Here is a 14,877-nt window from a genome sequence, read left to right as displayed (position 1 = left end):
AAACTTAAGCTTTAAATTTATAATTTTTACCAAACAGTTTGTTTTTGGTTTTGATAGGTTTAAAAATAAAACATAATTTAAATTTATAGTTTTAAATGTTAACTAAAATAGATATTCTGTTTTTGTTTTGTAACTAAAAAAGCATCTTTGCCCTATCAAATTAAATAAAAGAACTATGTGCGGAATTGTATGCGCCTTTGAATTAAAGCAAAAATCAGAAACCTTAAGACCACAAGTCTTGGAAATGTCCAAAATTATCCGCCATCGCGGTCCGGATTGGAGCGGTATTTTCAGTAACGATAAAGCCGTTTTGGCACACGAAAGATTGGCTATTGTAGACCCGGCTTCGGGCAAACAACCGTTGTTCAGCAAAGACGGAAGGTTGGTTTTGGCCGCTAACGGAGAAATATACAACCACCAATTGTTGCGTCAACAATTTGAGGGAAAATATGAATTCCAAACCCAAAGTGATTGCGAAGTTATTTTAGCGCTCTACCAAGAAAAAGGACCACATTTTATAGACGAAATGAACGGTATCTTCGGATTTGCTTTGTATGATGTTGAAAAAGACGAGTACTTCATTGCTCGTGATCACATGGGCATCATTCCGTTGTATATGGGTTGGGATCAGTTCGGAACGTTTTATGTGGCTTCCGAATTGAAAGCATTGGAAGGGTATTGTACCAAAATCGAGTTGTTTCCGCCCGGCCATTATTTGTCGAGTAAAGACGGCGAATTGGTGCAATGGTACCAAAGAGAATGGACCGATTTCGAAGCGGTTAAAGCCAACGAAACCAGCATTCAAGAAATCAGAAAAGCCTTGGAAGCAGCCGTGCACCGTCAGTTGATGAGTGATGTGCCTTACGGTGTATTGTTGTCAGGCGGATTGGATTCTTCCATCACTTCGGCTATTGCTAAGAAATTTGCCCAAAAGCGAATTGAATCCGGAGATACGGTTGATGCTTGGTATCCGCAATTGCATTCGTTTGCGGTTGGTTTAGAAGGTTCACCTGATTTGGCGGCAGCGCGTAAAGTTGCCGATCATTTGGGAACCATTCACCACGAAATCAAATTCACTATACAAGAAGGTTTAGATGCTGTTCGCGATGTGATTTACAATATAGAAACTTACGATGTGACGACTATCCGAGCTTCTACGCCTATGTATTTAATGGCCAGAGTCATCAAATCGATGGGGATTAAAATGGTGCTTTCCGGCGAAGGTTCAGACGAATTGTTTGGCGGTTATTTGTATTTCCACAAAGCGCCGAATGCCAAAGAGTTTCACGAAGAAACCGTGCGTAAGTTAAACAAACTTCACATGTACGATTGTTTGCGAGCTAACAAAAGTTTGGCCGCTTGGGGCATCGAAGGCCGTGTACCGTTTTTAGACAAAGAGTTTATGGATGTGGCGATGCGCATCAATCCGCAAGATAAAATGGTGAATGGCGAGCGAATGGAAAAATGGGTGTTGCGCAAAGCTTTTGAAGACATGTTGCCCGAAAGTGTGGCTTGGCGACAAAAAGAACAATTCAGTGACGGCGTAGGCTACAGTTGGATTGACACTTTGAAAGCCATGGTCGCCCAGGAAATCACCGACGAGCAATTGGCCAATGCCAAATACAAATTCCCGATACAAACGCCAACCTCCAAAGAAGAGTATTATTACCGTTCCATTTTTCACGAACATTTTCCGAGCGATACAGCCGCGTTAAGTGTTCCGCAGGAAGCCAGTGTCGCTTGCAGTACGAAAGTGGCTTTAGAATGGGATGAAGCCTTTAAAAACTTAAATGATCCGTCGGGCAGAGCCGTGGCTAATGTACACGAAGAAGCCTACGTAAAAGCATAAAGTGTCTTTTCGCAGAATGTCGAAAAGTATTATTACAGTAAAGTCGAGTTCTCAAACTTGATTGAATTGAAGTTTAGTTTGTTTGTTGAAAAACGTCTGTCATTTTTGGCAGGCGTTTTTTGTTGAAATCCGACCAAAAATGTTAATAACTTAAGGCTTTTAAACCCTTTTTTCAATAGGAAATCCTATGCGTTTTTATATATTTGCGTGTTAGACAAAAAATACATTTTTTACGATAAAATTATATGAGCGACGAGATTAAAAAGAACAATTATTCAGCCGACAGTATTCAGGCGTTAGAAGGAATGGAGCACGTAAGAATGCGTCCTTCCATGTACATTGGAGATACCGGAGTTAGAGGTTTGCATCACTTGGTTTATGAGGTGGTTGACAACTCTATCGATGAGGCTTTGGCTGGACATTGTGATACCATCAGTGTAGTAATTAATGAAGACAATTCCATTACCGTTGAAGATAACGGACGAGGAATACCTGTAGATATTCATAAAAAAGAAGGCGTTTCGGCTTTAGAGGTGGTAATGACCAAAATCGGAGCCGGAGGTAAATTCGACAAAGATTCGTATAAAGTTTCCGGAGGTTTGCACGGGGTAGGAGTATCGTGTGTGAATGCACTATCTGATCATTTGCGTGCTACGGTTCATCGCGATGGTAAAATTTACGAGCAAGAATACGAAAGAGGTAAAGCGTTGTATCCGGTAAAACAAATCGGAGAAACTTCCAAAAGAGGTACTATTGTAACGTTCAAACCTGATGGTACTATTTTTACCCAAACCTTAGAATATTCTTATGATACTTTAGCGGCGCGTATGCGTGAGTTGTCTTTCTTGAATAAAGGCATTACCATCACGTTAACCGATAAAAGACATACCAAAGAAAACGGAGAATTCGAAGGAGAAACTTTTCATTCCAAAGAAGGATTGAAAGAGTTTGTTAAGTTTTTAGACGGCAACAGAATTCCTATCATCGGTCACGTGATTTCGATGGAAAATGAAAAAGGAGAAATTCCGGTAGAAGTAGCTTTGATTTATAACGAAAGTTATTCTGAAAACATTTTCTCTTATGTCAACAATATTAACACGCACGAAGGAGGAACGCATTTGCAAGGTTTCCGTATGGGATTAACGCGTACGTTGAAAAAGTATGCGGATGCTTCCGGTTTGTTGGATAAATTGAAGTTTGAAATTTCCGGAGATGATTTCCGTGAAGGCTTAACTGCGATTATTTCAGTAAAAGTAGCAGAACCTCAGTTTGAAGGACAAACCAAAACCAAATTGGGTAACAGAGAAGTAGTGTCTCCGGTTTCTCAAGCAGTGGCGGAAATGTTGGAAAATTATTTGGAAGAAAATCCTAATGACGCCAAAATCATTGTTCAAAAAGTAATCTTAGCCGCTCAGGCACGTCACGCTGCCAAAAAAGCACGTGAAATGGTACAACGCAAAACCGTTTTAGGCGGCGGCGGATTGCCGGGTAAATTATCGGATTGTTCCGAGCAAGATCCGGCCAGATGTGAGATTTTCTTCGTCGAGGGAGATTCCGCGGGTGGAACGGCCAAACAAGGGCGCGACCGTAATTTCCAAGCCATCATGCCATTGCGTGGTAAGATTTTGAACGTGGAAAAAGCGATGCATCACAAAGTGTTTGAAAACGAAGAGATTCGCAATATTTTCACCGCTTTAGGGGTAACCATCGGTACCGAAGAGGATAGCAAAGCGTTGAACATAGAAAAGTTAAGATACCACAAAGTAGTCATCATGTGTGATGCCGACGTGGACGGTAGCCACATTGCCACGCTAATCTTAACGTTCTTCTTCCGTTTTATGCGCGAGTTGATTGAAAACGGTCACGTTTACATTGCTACGCCGCCGTTGTATTTGGTGAAAAAAGGAAACAAAAAAGAATATGCTTGGAACGATGACCAACGCGATTTAGCCAACGAAAGAATGGGTGGAAGTGCTACTATCCAACGTTATAAAGGTTTGGGAGAGATGAACGCAGAACAATTGTGGGAAACTACCATGAATCCTGAGTTCCGTACGTTGCGTCAGGTTACGATTGACAGTTTGACGGAAGCCGACAGAATCTTTTCGATGTTAATGGGTGATGAGGTACCGCCACGTAGAGAGTTTATTGAGAAAAATGCCGTGTACGCTAAAATTGATGCGTAACTAGCCCCGATTATTTCCTTCGGCAGTCGCTTTGCTCGTGTGAAATTAAAAGGAGGAAGCCCGGTGGGCTTCAGGTATTTTTAAGATTTCGAATTTGGTAGTGTTTAACGCAAGAGCCATAGCCCCGATTGAAGTGAAAATCCTTTTTTGGTTTGTTGCCAACAAACTAAAAAAGATTGCAACGTAAAGCGGGATTAGCTTCAAAAAAATAAAAGAAACAACAAATTATATACAAAAATGAAAGTTACTATTGTAGGAGCAGGAAACGTGGGTGCTACTTGTGCCGATGCGATTGCTTACAGAAGAATTGCCAGCGAAATAGTGTTGGTGGATATCAGAGAAGGTTTTGCTGAAGGGAAAGCGTTAGACATTACGCAAACCCAAACCACTTTAGGGTTCAATACCAAAGTAGTAGGAAGTACTAATGATTATGCTAAAACTGCCGGCAGTGATGTGGTGGTGATTACTTCTGGAGTGCCGAGAAAACCGGGCATGACTCGTGAAGAATTAATTGGCATCAACGCCGGAATTGTGAAAGGTGTGGCTGAAAGTTTATTACAACATTCGCCGAATGCTATTTTCGTGATTGTGTCGAATCCAATGGATACGATGACGTATTTGGCTTATAAATCGTTAGGCTTACCAAAAAACAGAATTATCGGGATGGGAGGAACGTTAGACAGTTCTCGTTTCAAAACCTATTTGTCTCTGGCCTTAGACAAGCCGGCGAACGATATTCAAGGAATGGTAATTGGTGGTCACGGTGATACTACGATGATTCCGTTAACCCGTTTGGCGTCGTACAACGGTGTGCCGGTTTCTCAGTTTTTATCTGAAGAAGCTTTGGCTAAAGTAGCGGCTGATACTATGGTAGGCGGTGCAACTTTAACAGGTTTGTTAGGGACTTCAGCTTGGTATGCGCCGGGCGCTTCTGTGGCGTATTTGGTAGATGCCATTTTGAACGACCAAAAGAAAATGATTCCGTGTTCCGTGTTTTTAGAAGGCGAGTATGGTCAGAGCGATATCTGTATTGGAGTGCCTTGTATTATCGGTAAAAACGGTGTGGAGCAAATTGTAGATATCAACTTAAATGAAGCCGAAAAGGCCTTATTTGCTAAGAGTGCTGATGCAGTTCGTAACATGAATAACGACTTAAAATCGCATTTAGCATAATATATATAGGTACGATTAAAAAAGACTGCAATTTTTGCAGTCTTTTTTTTTGATATTAATCGAGAAAATATTGGTTAATCTTATCTATAATTATATATTTGCACGTTTCATAAAAAACGGGATGATTGTAAATACAAGGCTTTATTTTGTAAAGTTTTGAATTTCAGGTGTTTTAATTTTTGTGAGGTCTAGAGAAAACAAAAGAATTAATTAATTTTTAGTAATAATGCAGAATAAAGGACTAGTTAAGTTTTTCGCAATTTTATTTGCTTTGGTAAGTATTTACCAATTATCGTTCACTTTTGTGGCCAATAAAGTAAAAAGTGATGCCAAAACATTTGCGGGAGGAAATCCTGAGAAAGAAATTAAATACCTTGACTCAATAGGCAAGGAAAGAGTATTTCTGGATTTCTTTACTTACAATGAAGTAAAAGACAAACAAATCAATAAAGGTTTGGACCTTGAAGGAGGAATTAATGTAATTCTTCAAATCTCTGTTAAAGATGTTTTGAAGCAATTAGCCAACAATTCTAAAAACCCGGTTTTCAACAAAGCTTTGGAAGATGCTACGGCAAATCAAAAAGGAAATCAATCTTATTTAGATGCTTTCTTTGAAGCTTTCGATGCAAACAAAGGCACAACCAAATTGGCTTCTCCTGATATTTTTGCCAACAGAAATTTTGACGATCAAGAGTTGAACTTCAATTCGACTGACGAGCAAGTTAAAAAAGTATTGCGCAGAAAAGTTGACGAGTCTGTAGAATCGGCTTTCGGTGTATTGAGAAGCCGTATCGATAAATTCGGGGTAACCCAACCAAACATTGCTAAATTAGGACAGACCGGAAGAATCTTAATCGAGTTACCGGGAGCTAAAGATGTTGACCGTATTAAAAAATTAGTTTCCAGCAAAGCTGAATTAGAGTTTTGGGAAACTTTCAAAGTAGAGGAGTTAGGTGGGTTTTTGCAACAAGCTAACGAAACTTTAAAAGCTACAGTAAAAACTACTGAGAAGACCGAAGCGGTAAAAGCTGAGGATTCATTGACAAAATTATTGACAGATAAAAGCAGTGATTCTGCGGCTGCTAAAAAAGGGAATAATCCTTTATTTGATAAATTTGTTTCTATCGGTGGTGGTCCAATCTTAGCGATTGTTAATACTAAAGATACAGCAGCGGTCAGCGGTTATTTGAAAAGACCGGAAATTCGTGCGATGTTGCCGGGTGACAAGCGTTTTGCTAAATTCGTTTGGGGTAAACCAACATCGGTAAGAGACGAGAAAACCAAAAAAGAAACGGAAACCGTTGAATTATATGCTTTAAAAGGGAACAAAGATGATATTGCGCCATTAGGTGGTGGAGTTATCGTTGATGCCAGAGATACTTTTGACCAAATGGGTAAACCGGCAGTTTCTATGCAAATGAACGCTGCAGGTTCTAAAGAATGGGAAAAATTAACCGGAAATGCTTACACTCAAAAAAGTGCCATTGCTATTGCTTTGGACAACGTAGTGTACTCTGCACCTGGGGTAAGTTCAGGACCAATTGCCGGAGGAAGATCTGAAATTACAGGAAGTTTTAACGTAGCTGAAACGAAAGACTTAGCAAACGTATTAAGAGCAGGTAAATTACCGGCTACAGCTGAGATCATCCAATCTGAAATCGTTGGACCGTCATTAGGACAAAAAGCCATTGATGCCGGTATGATATCATCAGTAGTTGGATTCTTGTTGGTATGTTTGTGGATGGTATTCTACTATGGAAGAGCAGGTTGGTATGCTAACGTTGCTTTGTTAGTTAACTTATTATTCTTGTTTGGTATTCTAGCTAGTTTAGGTGCTGTATTAACTTTACCTGGTATTGCCGGTATCGTGTTGACCTTAGGTACTGCCGTAGACGCGAATATTATCATCTATGAAAGAGCGAAAGAAGAATTGCGCGACGGAAAATCATTAGCCGATGCCGTGAAATCTTCTTACGGTTGGAAAGGAGCTATGCGTTCTATTATCGATGCTAACGTAACCCACGTTTTAACCGGTGCTATCTTATTCATCTTTGGTACGGGACCAATCCAAGGTTTCGCTACTACTTTGTTAATCGGTATTTTCACCTCGTTATTTACTTCTATTTTTATCGCCAGAATGTTTATTGATAAAGACATCGCTAAAAACAGAAGCTTGATGTTCTCTACCAATATCACTAAAAACTGGTTTACCGGATTCCACTTCGACTTTATCGGGGTTAAGAAAATTTCTTATATAATCTCTACTTTAGTAGTAGTAGGAAGCTGTATTTCTTTCTATTTTAATGGATTAGACGAAGGTGTTGATTTTGTTGGAGGAAGAACGTTCCAAGTAAAATTTGAAAAACCGGTAGAAGCTACTCAGGTTTCTGAAGAGTTATCTGCTGCTTTCGGAGTTACCGTTGAAGCCAAAGTATTTGGTGAAGACGATCAGTTAAAATTAACTACTAAATACAAAATCAAAGAAGATGGTGTTGAAGTAGATAAAGAAGTAAATGAATTATTGTTCAATACTTTGAAAAAATACTACAGTGCTGATTTGACTTACGACAAGTTCATCAACACTTACGACGGAAAACAAACCGGAGTTTTGCAAGCCTCTAAAGTTGGGGCCTCTATCTCTGCCGATATAAAAACCAACTCTTTCTGGGCTGTAATTGGTGCTATGTTAGTAGTTGGATTGTATTTAGTTATCTCTTTCCGTAAATGGCAGTATTCATTAGGAGCTATCGCCGCTATCTTACACGACGTTATCTTCGTATTAGGTTTGTATTCATTATTGTACAAATACATGCCTTTCCACATGGAAATGGATCAACACTTTATCGCTGCTATCTTAACAGTAATCGGTTACTCTATGAACGATACCGTAATTGTATTTGACAGGGTTCGTGAGTTTTTAGCCGGAAACATTAAAGGTACGTTTAAAGATGTGGTAAATGCATCTATTAATACTACGCTTTCCAGAACTATCAATACATCATTAACTATGGTTATCGTATTGTTAATCATGTTCATTTTCGGTGGTGAGTCTATCCGTGGATTTATCTTTGCCATGTTGATAGGTATCTTAGTTGGAACTTATTCTTCGTTGTTTATCGCTACCCCAATTTTGGTTGACAGTGTAAGCAAAAAAGACATCGAAGAAATCGAGAGTCGTCACAAAGGAGAACAAGCTTAATTGTTGCTCTATAGATAAAAAAAAGGGTTGTCATTACGACAACCCTTTTTATATATATGATATGTTTATTTTTTTGTAATGTCTTTTAAAACAGCTTTGTTGGAGTAGTTAATCACTTTTAAAACTATGGGTAGATTTTGTTTTGTCTTTCCTTCTATGATGTATACTTTTCCGCCTTCAGAGGGTTTGTTACTCACATCAAAATCTACATCGCCGTGGGTTAGAGTGGCTTTGATGTCGGCTGTGTCAACCCATTTTTCATTTAGTTTTTGGGTCGCCAAACTGTCGTAATAAAAAGGTTTGTTTCTCAGGTCGTTCAGCACTCTGGCGTTGGGAAAATAATTACATCGGGTATCTTTGCCGCTCCAAATTAAGACTACAAAAAACATCCCGATACTAAAGCCTACCAAATAGTAAGCAAATCGTTGATAAAACTTCATAATTGATTCTTTTCAACAAAAGTAATCAATGTTGGAGTTCCGATAAATAAGGAAGTTGATTATTTTAGAAGACAATCAGATTAATATCGTTGTCGGGTAAATTAAACCAATCGCCTATGGCTTTGTTGGTCAAAATACCGTGGTACAAATACACCCCGTTTTTTAAGCCTTTGTTGCATCGGATAGCACTTTCCAATCCACCGTCTTCTGCAATTTGTAACAAATAAGGTGTAATGATATTACTAATCGATAAAGAAGCCGTTTTAGAATAACGAGACGGAATATTGGGAACGCAATAATGAATTACATTGTTTTTTATAAAGGTAGGCGATTCGTGTGTAGTTACTTCAGAAGTTTCAAAACAGCCACCGGTATCAATGCTCACATCAACAATCACAGCCCCTTTTTTCATATGTTCCACCATGGTTTCGGTTACTACTACAGGGCAGCGGTCTTTGCCACGCATCGCGCCAATGGCTACATCGCATCTTCTCAAAGCTTTGAGTAACGATTTGGGTTGTATGGTAGAAGTAAATATTCGTTGGTTTAAATTGTTTTGCAAACGACGCAGTTTGGTGATGGAGTTGTCAAATACTTTAACATTGGCACCCAAACCTAAAGCCGTTTTTGCGGCAAATTCGCCTACGGTTCCGGAGCCTAAAATGACTACATCAGTAGGTGGTACTCCTGTGATGTTCCCTAAAAGTAATCCTTTACCGAATTCATTGTTAATCATTAGTTCGGCGGCAATCAAAACAGAAGCGGTACCGGCAATTTCGCTCAACGATTTCACGGCAGGATAGGAGCCGTCTTCGTCTTTGATGTATTCAAAAGCCAAAGCGGTTACTTTTTTCTTGGCTAAAGCTTCGAAATATTCTTTTTTTCGGGTTTTTAATTGAATGGCTGAAATGACAATTGCATTTTGGTTCACCATGCCGATTTCTTCCATCGTTAAAGGTTCTACCTTTAAAATCATTGGGCAACTGAACACTTTCTTGGTGTCGTTGGTAATGATGGCTCCGGCATCGCTGAACTCTTTATCGGTATAACTGGAACTCAGTCCGGCTCCGGCTTCAATCATCACTTTATGTCCGTGTGAAGTCAGTGAATTCACCGCATCCGGCGTTAAGCAAATGCGTCTCTCTTGGTAAGAAGTCTCTTTGGGAATTCCTATGAAAAGGTCGCTTTTGTGACGAAAGATTTCTAACTTTTCCTCTTGCGGCAGTAATTGTTGCTTGGTGAATGGGGTTAACGACATAACGGAACAATGAATTTAGCTCGAAAGTACGAAAAAAATAGCAATGTCAATAGCAAAAATCAATATCAGCTCAGTCTTAAAATCCTTTTGCCGTCGGGTGCTGTTGTCAGGTCTATAGTCGAATAGTCGTCCGGAAGTAAATTCGGAATCTTTTCGGCCCATTCAATAAAACACCAATGTCCGGAATACAAATACTCATCAATACCCATATCTAAGGCCTCAGATTCCGATTTTAATCGGTACACATCGAAGTGATAAACGTATTGCCCACCATCGGCTTGGTATTCGTTTACCAATGAAAAGGTCGGACTACTGGTAGCATCTTTTACGCCTAAAGTTTTTGCTAAAGCTTTGATTAAAGTGGTTTTACCCACGCCCATTTGTCCGTTAAAAATGATGACTTTATGCGGGTTTTCGGCTATGATTTTTTGAGCAACTTCTTGTAACTCGTCTACTGAAAAGATGATTTCCATGGGCAACTATAGTTAGTAATTGGTGAATAGTAATTAATAAAACGGCTAATCACTAATTACTATTCACTAATTACTTCCTTTATTTCGGATTAAACACTAAAAACGGTACAATCATTTCTTCTAACGAAATGCCTCCGTGCTGGTAGGTATTGCGGTAGTAACTCACATAATGATTGTAGTTGTTTACATAGGCCAAAAATAAATCATTCTTTGCAAATATGTATGAGCTGCTCATGTTTATTGTCGGCAATCCAATTTTTTTAGGATCTTTTACCGCATAAACATCTTTATCTTCATAAGTCAAACTGCGACCGGTTTTATAGCGCAAGTTCAAACTGGTGTTTTTATCGCCGATTACTTTCGATGGATTCTTAACGTTAATGGTACCGTGATCGGTGGTGATGATTAACTTAAAACCTAATTTTTGCGCTTGCTGGATGATTTCTAATAAAGGTGAATTTTTAAACCAACTCAACGTAAGCGAACGGTACGCTTTGTCATCGGAAGCCAATTCTTTCACCACATCCATTTCGGTTTTGGCGTGTGACAACATGTCTACAAAATTGTAAACCACGGTTACCAATTGATTGTCTTTAAGTGCTTTAAAGTTGTCCGCCAGTTTTTTTCCGCCGGCCAGATTGGTAATCTTGAAGTAATCTTGTTTGATGTTCAGGCCTAAACGTTTCAAATGAGCAGTGAGGAACTCAGCTTCATGCATATTTTTGCCGCCTTCATCAACATCATTTTTCCAATATTGCGGAAATTGTTTTTCCATTTCCAGTGGCGTCAATCCGGAGAAAATCGAATTTCGGACGTATTGTGTTGCTGTTGGTAAACTGGCGTAATAGGGTATTTCTTTTTCCAATTTGTAATGATTGGCTACAACACTCTCCATGGCTTTCCATTGGTCGTAGCGCAAATTATCGATTACCACAAACAAAACAGGCTTGTCTTTTTTAACCAATTCCGGAACGACTAATTCTCTGAAAAGCGTATGAGATTGTATGGGTTTATCAGCCTTGGGATCGAACCAATTTTCGTAATTACGCTCTATAAATTTTCCGAATTGTACATTGGCTTCTACTTTCTGACTTTCCAAAATTTCGAACATACTTTGGTCGTTGATGTTTTCCAATTCCAATTCCCAAAACAATAGTTTTTTGTACAATTCCACCCAGTCTTCGTAGCTGTTTACCATAGCCAATTCCATGGCGATTTTGCGGAATTCTTTTTGGTAATCCAAAGTGGTTTTTTCTGAAATCAATCGCGAATGGTCGAGGTTTTTTTTCAAACTCAATAAAATCTGATTCGGATTTACCGGTTTAATCAAATAGTCGGCAATCTTTGAACCAATCGCTTCTTCCATGATATATTCTTCTTCACTCTTGGTAATCATGATTACCGGTGTAGATGACTTTTTCTCTTTCATCTCCGACAAGGTTTCCAAACCGCTCATACCGGGCATGTTTTCATCCAAGAAAACAATGTCAAAATTACCGTCTTCATAAGCGTCAATCGCATCTCGGCCATTGTTATAAGTGGTAACCTGATAGTTTTTACTTTCTAAAAAGAGAATATGTGGTTTGAGCAAATCAATTTCGTCATCCACCCAAAGTATTTTGATTTTGTCCATGTTTCGTAGTTATTTTGGTGCAAATTACTATTTATAAAACGCAGTAGTATTAAAATTATTATAAAAATCGCGAAATCTTTTTTGAGGCAATACCAATAAAAAATGCCGCCCTAAGCAGCACTTTCTTTTACCAAAATAAACAGGTTATTTGGTTTTACAGGTATTGATGCCGAATAAAGTATAAAGCGGACAAAAACTTACCAAGCTGGTCAGTAAAAATACGCCGCCTAAAGCCAATAGTACATAGCTTAAAGTTCCGGTAAGGGTTCCCGAAAAATACAAATAGGCAAAAACAGCAGCCAAAATGACTCTGATGCCGCGATCTAAAGTTCCCATGTTTTTTTTCATTTTGTTTTCTGTAAAGTATTGGTTAATAATGGATAAACAATAAGTAAAGTTAAAAAATATAAATTTCAGAATTGAGAATTATTTTCCTATGCTTTTTTAATCGAAATTTACCAAACCAAAAGCGCCTTACTTATGATTGACATCCTTAAAGAAAATTACGGTTTTATTTTTGAAGAAAAATTATTAGAAGAAATTGCACAAGTGGCCACTTTAAGAACCTTTGAAGATGGCGATATATTAATCGATTTTGGCGACTACATTAAGTTCATGCCTTTGCTGCTTTCCGGTGCTATAAAAATTCTTCGTGAGGATTTTGACGAAGGCGAATTGCTTCTGTATTTCCTCGAAAAAGGCGATACTTGTGCCATGACCATGGCCTGTTGTTTGGGTGAAACCAAAAGTGAAATCCGAGCCGTAGCCGAAACAAAAGGTCAAGTAGTCATGGTACCCGTAGCCAAAATGGAGGAATGGTTAGGCAAATACAAAAGTTGGCGCAATTTTGTATTCGACAGCTACAACAGTCGTTTGAAAGAAATGCTTCAAGCCATAGATAATTTGGCTTTTATGAATATGGATGAGCGACTTTACAATTATCTTTTAGACAAAGCCCAAATCAATAAAACCGATTTTATTCAAAATACCCATCAGGAAATTGCGTACGATTTGCATACATCGCGCGTGGTGATTTCCCGATTGCTCAAAGCCTTGGAAAATGAAGGGAAGATCAAACTGCATCGCGCTTCCATAGAACTGATTCGGCACTAGTTTTGGTTGTGTAACTTTTGATACCGACTAAAGGTGTTTTAGGTTCTAATTTTGTTGCAGTTCAACTGATAATTATCATTTCAATTTTACGCTTGAAAAGATACTTTTGAATCAAACTTAAAAAACATGAAGCTAGAACAAATTTATACCGGATGTTTGGCGCACGCTGCTTATTATTTAGAATCGAACGGTGAAGCCGCCATTTTTGATCCTTTGCGCGAAGTGCAACCTTACATTGACCGCGCCCGCAAAGACAACGCTAAAATCAAGTACGTTTTTGAAACGCATTTCCACGCCGATTTTGTATCGGGTCATTTGGATTTAGCCCAAAAAGAAAACGCTGTAATTGTATACGGACCAACCGCTAAACCGGGTTTTATCGCTTTAATAGCCGAAGACAATCAGGTTTTCCAAGTCGGACAATGCAAAGTCAAAGCCATCCACACGCCGGGACATACCATGGAAAGTACGACCTATTTGATTATCGACGAAAACGGAAAAGAACACGGAATTATCACCGGAGATACTTTATTCATTGGAGATGTTGGTCGACCTGATTTGGCACAACACGTGGTGGCCGATTTAACGCAAGACAAGTTAGCGCGATTGTTATACCATTCGTTGCGCGAAAAAATTATGCCGTTGTCGGATGATTTAATCGTGTATCCGAATCACGGTGCCGGTAGTGCTTGCGGAAAAATGATGAGCAAAGAAACGACCGATACCTTAGGCAATCAAAAAAAGACCAATTACGCGTTGAATCCGAAGTTAACGGAAGACGAATTTGTATTGGCGTTATTGACAGGCTTAACCACGCCACCGGCTTATTTTCCTAAAAATGTTTTAATGAACATCCAAGGCTATGAAAGTTTAGATACGGTTATGTATCGCGGACAAAAGCCATACGACGCTAAGTCATTCGAAATGGTTGCCAATGAAACCCAAGCATTGATACTGGATACGCGCAAAGCAGCCGAGTTTGCCGAAGGTTTTATCCCGAACAGTATTAACATTGGTTTGGAAAGTAACTTTGCGATGTGGGTAGGTGAATTGATTCCCGATTTGAAACAGCAGATTTTAATCGTAGCCGAAAATCACGAAAAAGTTGCGGAAGCTATTATTCGATTGTCCCGAGTTGGGTACGATCATGCCATTGGCTATTTAGAAGGTGGATTTGAGGCGTGGGCGAAAGCCGGAAAAGAGGTCGACTCCGTGAACCGAATTACTGCAGAGGAATTAGAACGATTAGAAGAAATTCAAGCCGCGCCAATTATCGATGTCAGAAAGAAAAGCGAATACGATTCGGAACACTTAATAAATGCCGTCAATATTCCTTTAAACGAAATAAGCCAACGCCTGTCGGAGTTCCCAAAAGACCAACACTTTGTGTTGCATTGTGCCGGAGGTTACCGAAGTATGATTGCGGCTTCCATTTTAAAACAAAGAGGATTTGACAACTTTGTAGATGTAATTGGCGGTTTTAATGCGATTAAAGTAACCAATATGCCGATTACCAATTATGTTTGTCCCACTACTTTATTATAACTATTGAA

At 39.1% G+C, this 14,877-nt stretch carries 11 protein-coding genes; 6 read left to right on the top strand and 5 right to left on the bottom strand.

The window, feature by feature from the left end:
- The first annotated feature begins 175 nt into the window (after positions 1-175).
- The 4 genes from asnB to secDF all read left to right on the top strand — a co-directional run bounded on the left by asnB (position 176) and on the right by secDF (position 8,407).
- Positions 176-1,849 carry an asparagine synthase B gene (gene asnB, locus Q0M21_RS08265; protein ID WP_295336914.1) on the top strand — a complete coding sequence of 558 codons (1,674 nt, stop codon included), beginning with the start codon at positions 176-178 and terminating at the stop codon, positions 1,847-1,849.
- A gap of 245 nt (positions 1,850-2,094) precedes the next feature.
- On the top strand, positions 2,095-4,035 hold the full coding sequence (gyrB, locus tag Q0M21_RS08260; protein WP_295336912.1) for a DNA topoisomerase (ATP-hydrolyzing) subunit B: 1,941 nt from the start codon (positions 2,095-2,097) through the stop codon (positions 4,033-4,035).
- A gap of 237 nt (positions 4,036-4,272) precedes the next feature.
- Complete coding sequence (gene mdh / locus Q0M21_RS08255; RefSeq protein WP_295336910.1) at positions 4,273-5,208, top strand: malate dehydrogenase; 936 nt, start codon at positions 4,273-4,275, stop codon at positions 5,206-5,208.
- Positions 5,209-5,434: 226 nt separating this feature from the next.
- Positions 5,435-8,407, top strand: a complete 2,973-nt coding sequence (secDF, locus tag Q0M21_RS08250; RefSeq protein WP_295336907.1) for a protein translocase subunit SecDF — start codon at positions 5,435-5,437, stop codon at positions 8,405-8,407.
- Between the two features lie 65 nt (positions 8,408-8,472).
- Here the strand turns inward: secDF and Q0M21_RS08245 are convergent, their stop codons facing one another.
- The 5 genes from Q0M21_RS08245 to Q0M21_RS08225 form a co-directional block, all read right to left on the bottom strand.
- Entirely contained in the window at positions 8,473-8,847 is a 375-nt protein-coding gene (locus tag Q0M21_RS08245; RefSeq protein WP_295336904.1) for a DUF4258 domain-containing protein, read from the bottom strand.
- Between the two features lie 64 nt (positions 8,848-8,911).
- Positions 8,912-10,105 carry an alanine dehydrogenase gene (locus tag Q0M21_RS08240; RefSeq protein ID WP_295336902.1) on the bottom strand — a complete coding sequence of 398 codons (1,194 nt, stop codon included), beginning with the start codon at positions 10,103-10,105 and terminating at the stop codon, positions 8,912-8,914.
- Positions 10,106-10,170: 65 nt separating this feature from the next.
- The gene (gene tsaE / locus Q0M21_RS08235; RefSeq protein WP_295336899.1) at positions 10,171-10,578 is read right to left on the bottom strand and encodes a tRNA (adenosine(37)-N6)-threonylcarbamoyltransferase complex ATPase subunit type 1 TsaE; all 408 of its coding nucleotides are present in this window, start codon (positions 10,576-10,578) and stop codon (positions 10,171-10,173) included.
- Positions 10,579-10,657: 79 nt separating this feature from the next.
- The gene (locus tag Q0M21_RS08230; RefSeq protein ID WP_295336896.1) at positions 10,658-12,211 is read right to left on the bottom strand and encodes a bifunctional response regulator/alkaline phosphatase family protein; all 1,554 of its coding nucleotides are present in this window, start codon (positions 12,209-12,211) and stop codon (positions 10,658-10,660) included.
- Positions 12,212-12,355: 144 nt separating this feature from the next.
- Positions 12,356-12,559 (bottom strand): DUF2892 domain-containing protein, encoded by a 204-nt coding sequence (locus Q0M21_RS08225; RefSeq protein ID WP_295336894.1) that lies wholly within the window; start codon positions 12,557-12,559, stop codon positions 12,356-12,358.
- 132 nt (positions 12,560-12,691) lie between these two features.
- On the opposite strand from Q0M21_RS08225, the gene Q0M21_RS08220 reads away from it, so the two are divergent.
- The gene (locus Q0M21_RS08220; protein WP_295336891.1) at positions 12,692-13,324 is read left to right on the top strand and encodes a Crp/Fnr family transcriptional regulator; all 633 of its coding nucleotides are present in this window, start codon (positions 12,692-12,694) and stop codon (positions 13,322-13,324) included.
- Positions 13,325-13,450: 126 nt separating this feature from the next.
- Positions 13,451-14,869 (top strand): rhodanese-like domain-containing protein, encoded by a 1,419-nt coding sequence (locus tag Q0M21_RS08215; protein WP_295336888.1) that lies wholly within the window; start codon positions 13,451-13,453, stop codon positions 14,867-14,869.
- Positions 14,870-14,877 lie beyond the last annotated feature (8 nt).

The sequence above is a fragment of the Flavobacterium sp. genome (assembly GCF_024710485.1).
Taxonomy (GTDB): domain Bacteria; phylum Bacteroidota; class Bacteroidia; order Flavobacteriales; family Flavobacteriaceae; genus Flavobacterium.
The sequence above is the reverse complement of the archived record's forward strand: the minus strand, read 5'-3'. Positions and strand labels throughout refer to the sequence as shown.

What these genes read in the sequence shown, in the direction of transcription:
- gyrB (WP_295336912.1), top strand. Translation starts at nt 2,095, where the DNA reads ATGAGCGACGAGATTAAAAAGAACAATTATTCAGCCGACAGTATTCAG.
- asnB (WP_295336914.1), top strand. Translation starts at nt 176, where the DNA reads ATGTGCGGAATTGTATGCGCCTTTGAATTAAAGCAAAAATCAGAAACC.
- Q0M21_RS08240 (WP_295336902.1), bottom strand. Translation starts at nt 10,105, where the DNA reads ATGTCGTTAACCCCATTCACCAAGCAACAATTACTGCCGCAAGAGGAA.
- Q0M21_RS08225 (WP_295336894.1), bottom strand. Translation starts at nt 12,559, where the DNA reads ATGAAAAAAAACATGGGAACTTTAGATCGCGGCATCAGAGTCATTTTG.
- secDF (WP_295336907.1), top strand. Translation starts at nt 5,435, where the DNA reads ATGCAGAATAAAGGACTAGTTAAGTTTTTCGCAATTTTATTTGCTTTG.
- Q0M21_RS08245 (WP_295336904.1), bottom strand. Translation starts at nt 8,847, where the DNA reads ATGAAGTTTTATCAACGATTTGCTTACTATTTGGTAGGCTTTAGTATC.
- Q0M21_RS08220 (WP_295336891.1), top strand. Translation starts at nt 12,692, where the DNA reads ATGATTGACATCCTTAAAGAAAATTACGGTTTTATTTTTGAAGAAAAA.
- tsaE (WP_295336899.1), bottom strand. Translation starts at nt 10,578, where the DNA reads ATGGAAATCATCTTTTCAGTAGACGAGTTACAAGAAGTTGCTCAAAAA.
- Q0M21_RS08215 (WP_295336888.1), top strand. Translation starts at nt 13,451, where the DNA reads ATGAAGCTAGAACAAATTTATACCGGATGTTTGGCGCACGCTGCTTAT.
- mdh (WP_295336910.1), top strand. Translation starts at nt 4,273, where the DNA reads ATGAAAGTTACTATTGTAGGAGCAGGAAACGTGGGTGCTACTTGTGCC.
- Q0M21_RS08230 (WP_295336896.1), bottom strand. Translation starts at nt 12,211, where the DNA reads ATGGACAAAATCAAAATACTTTGGGTGGATGACGAAATTGATTTGCTC.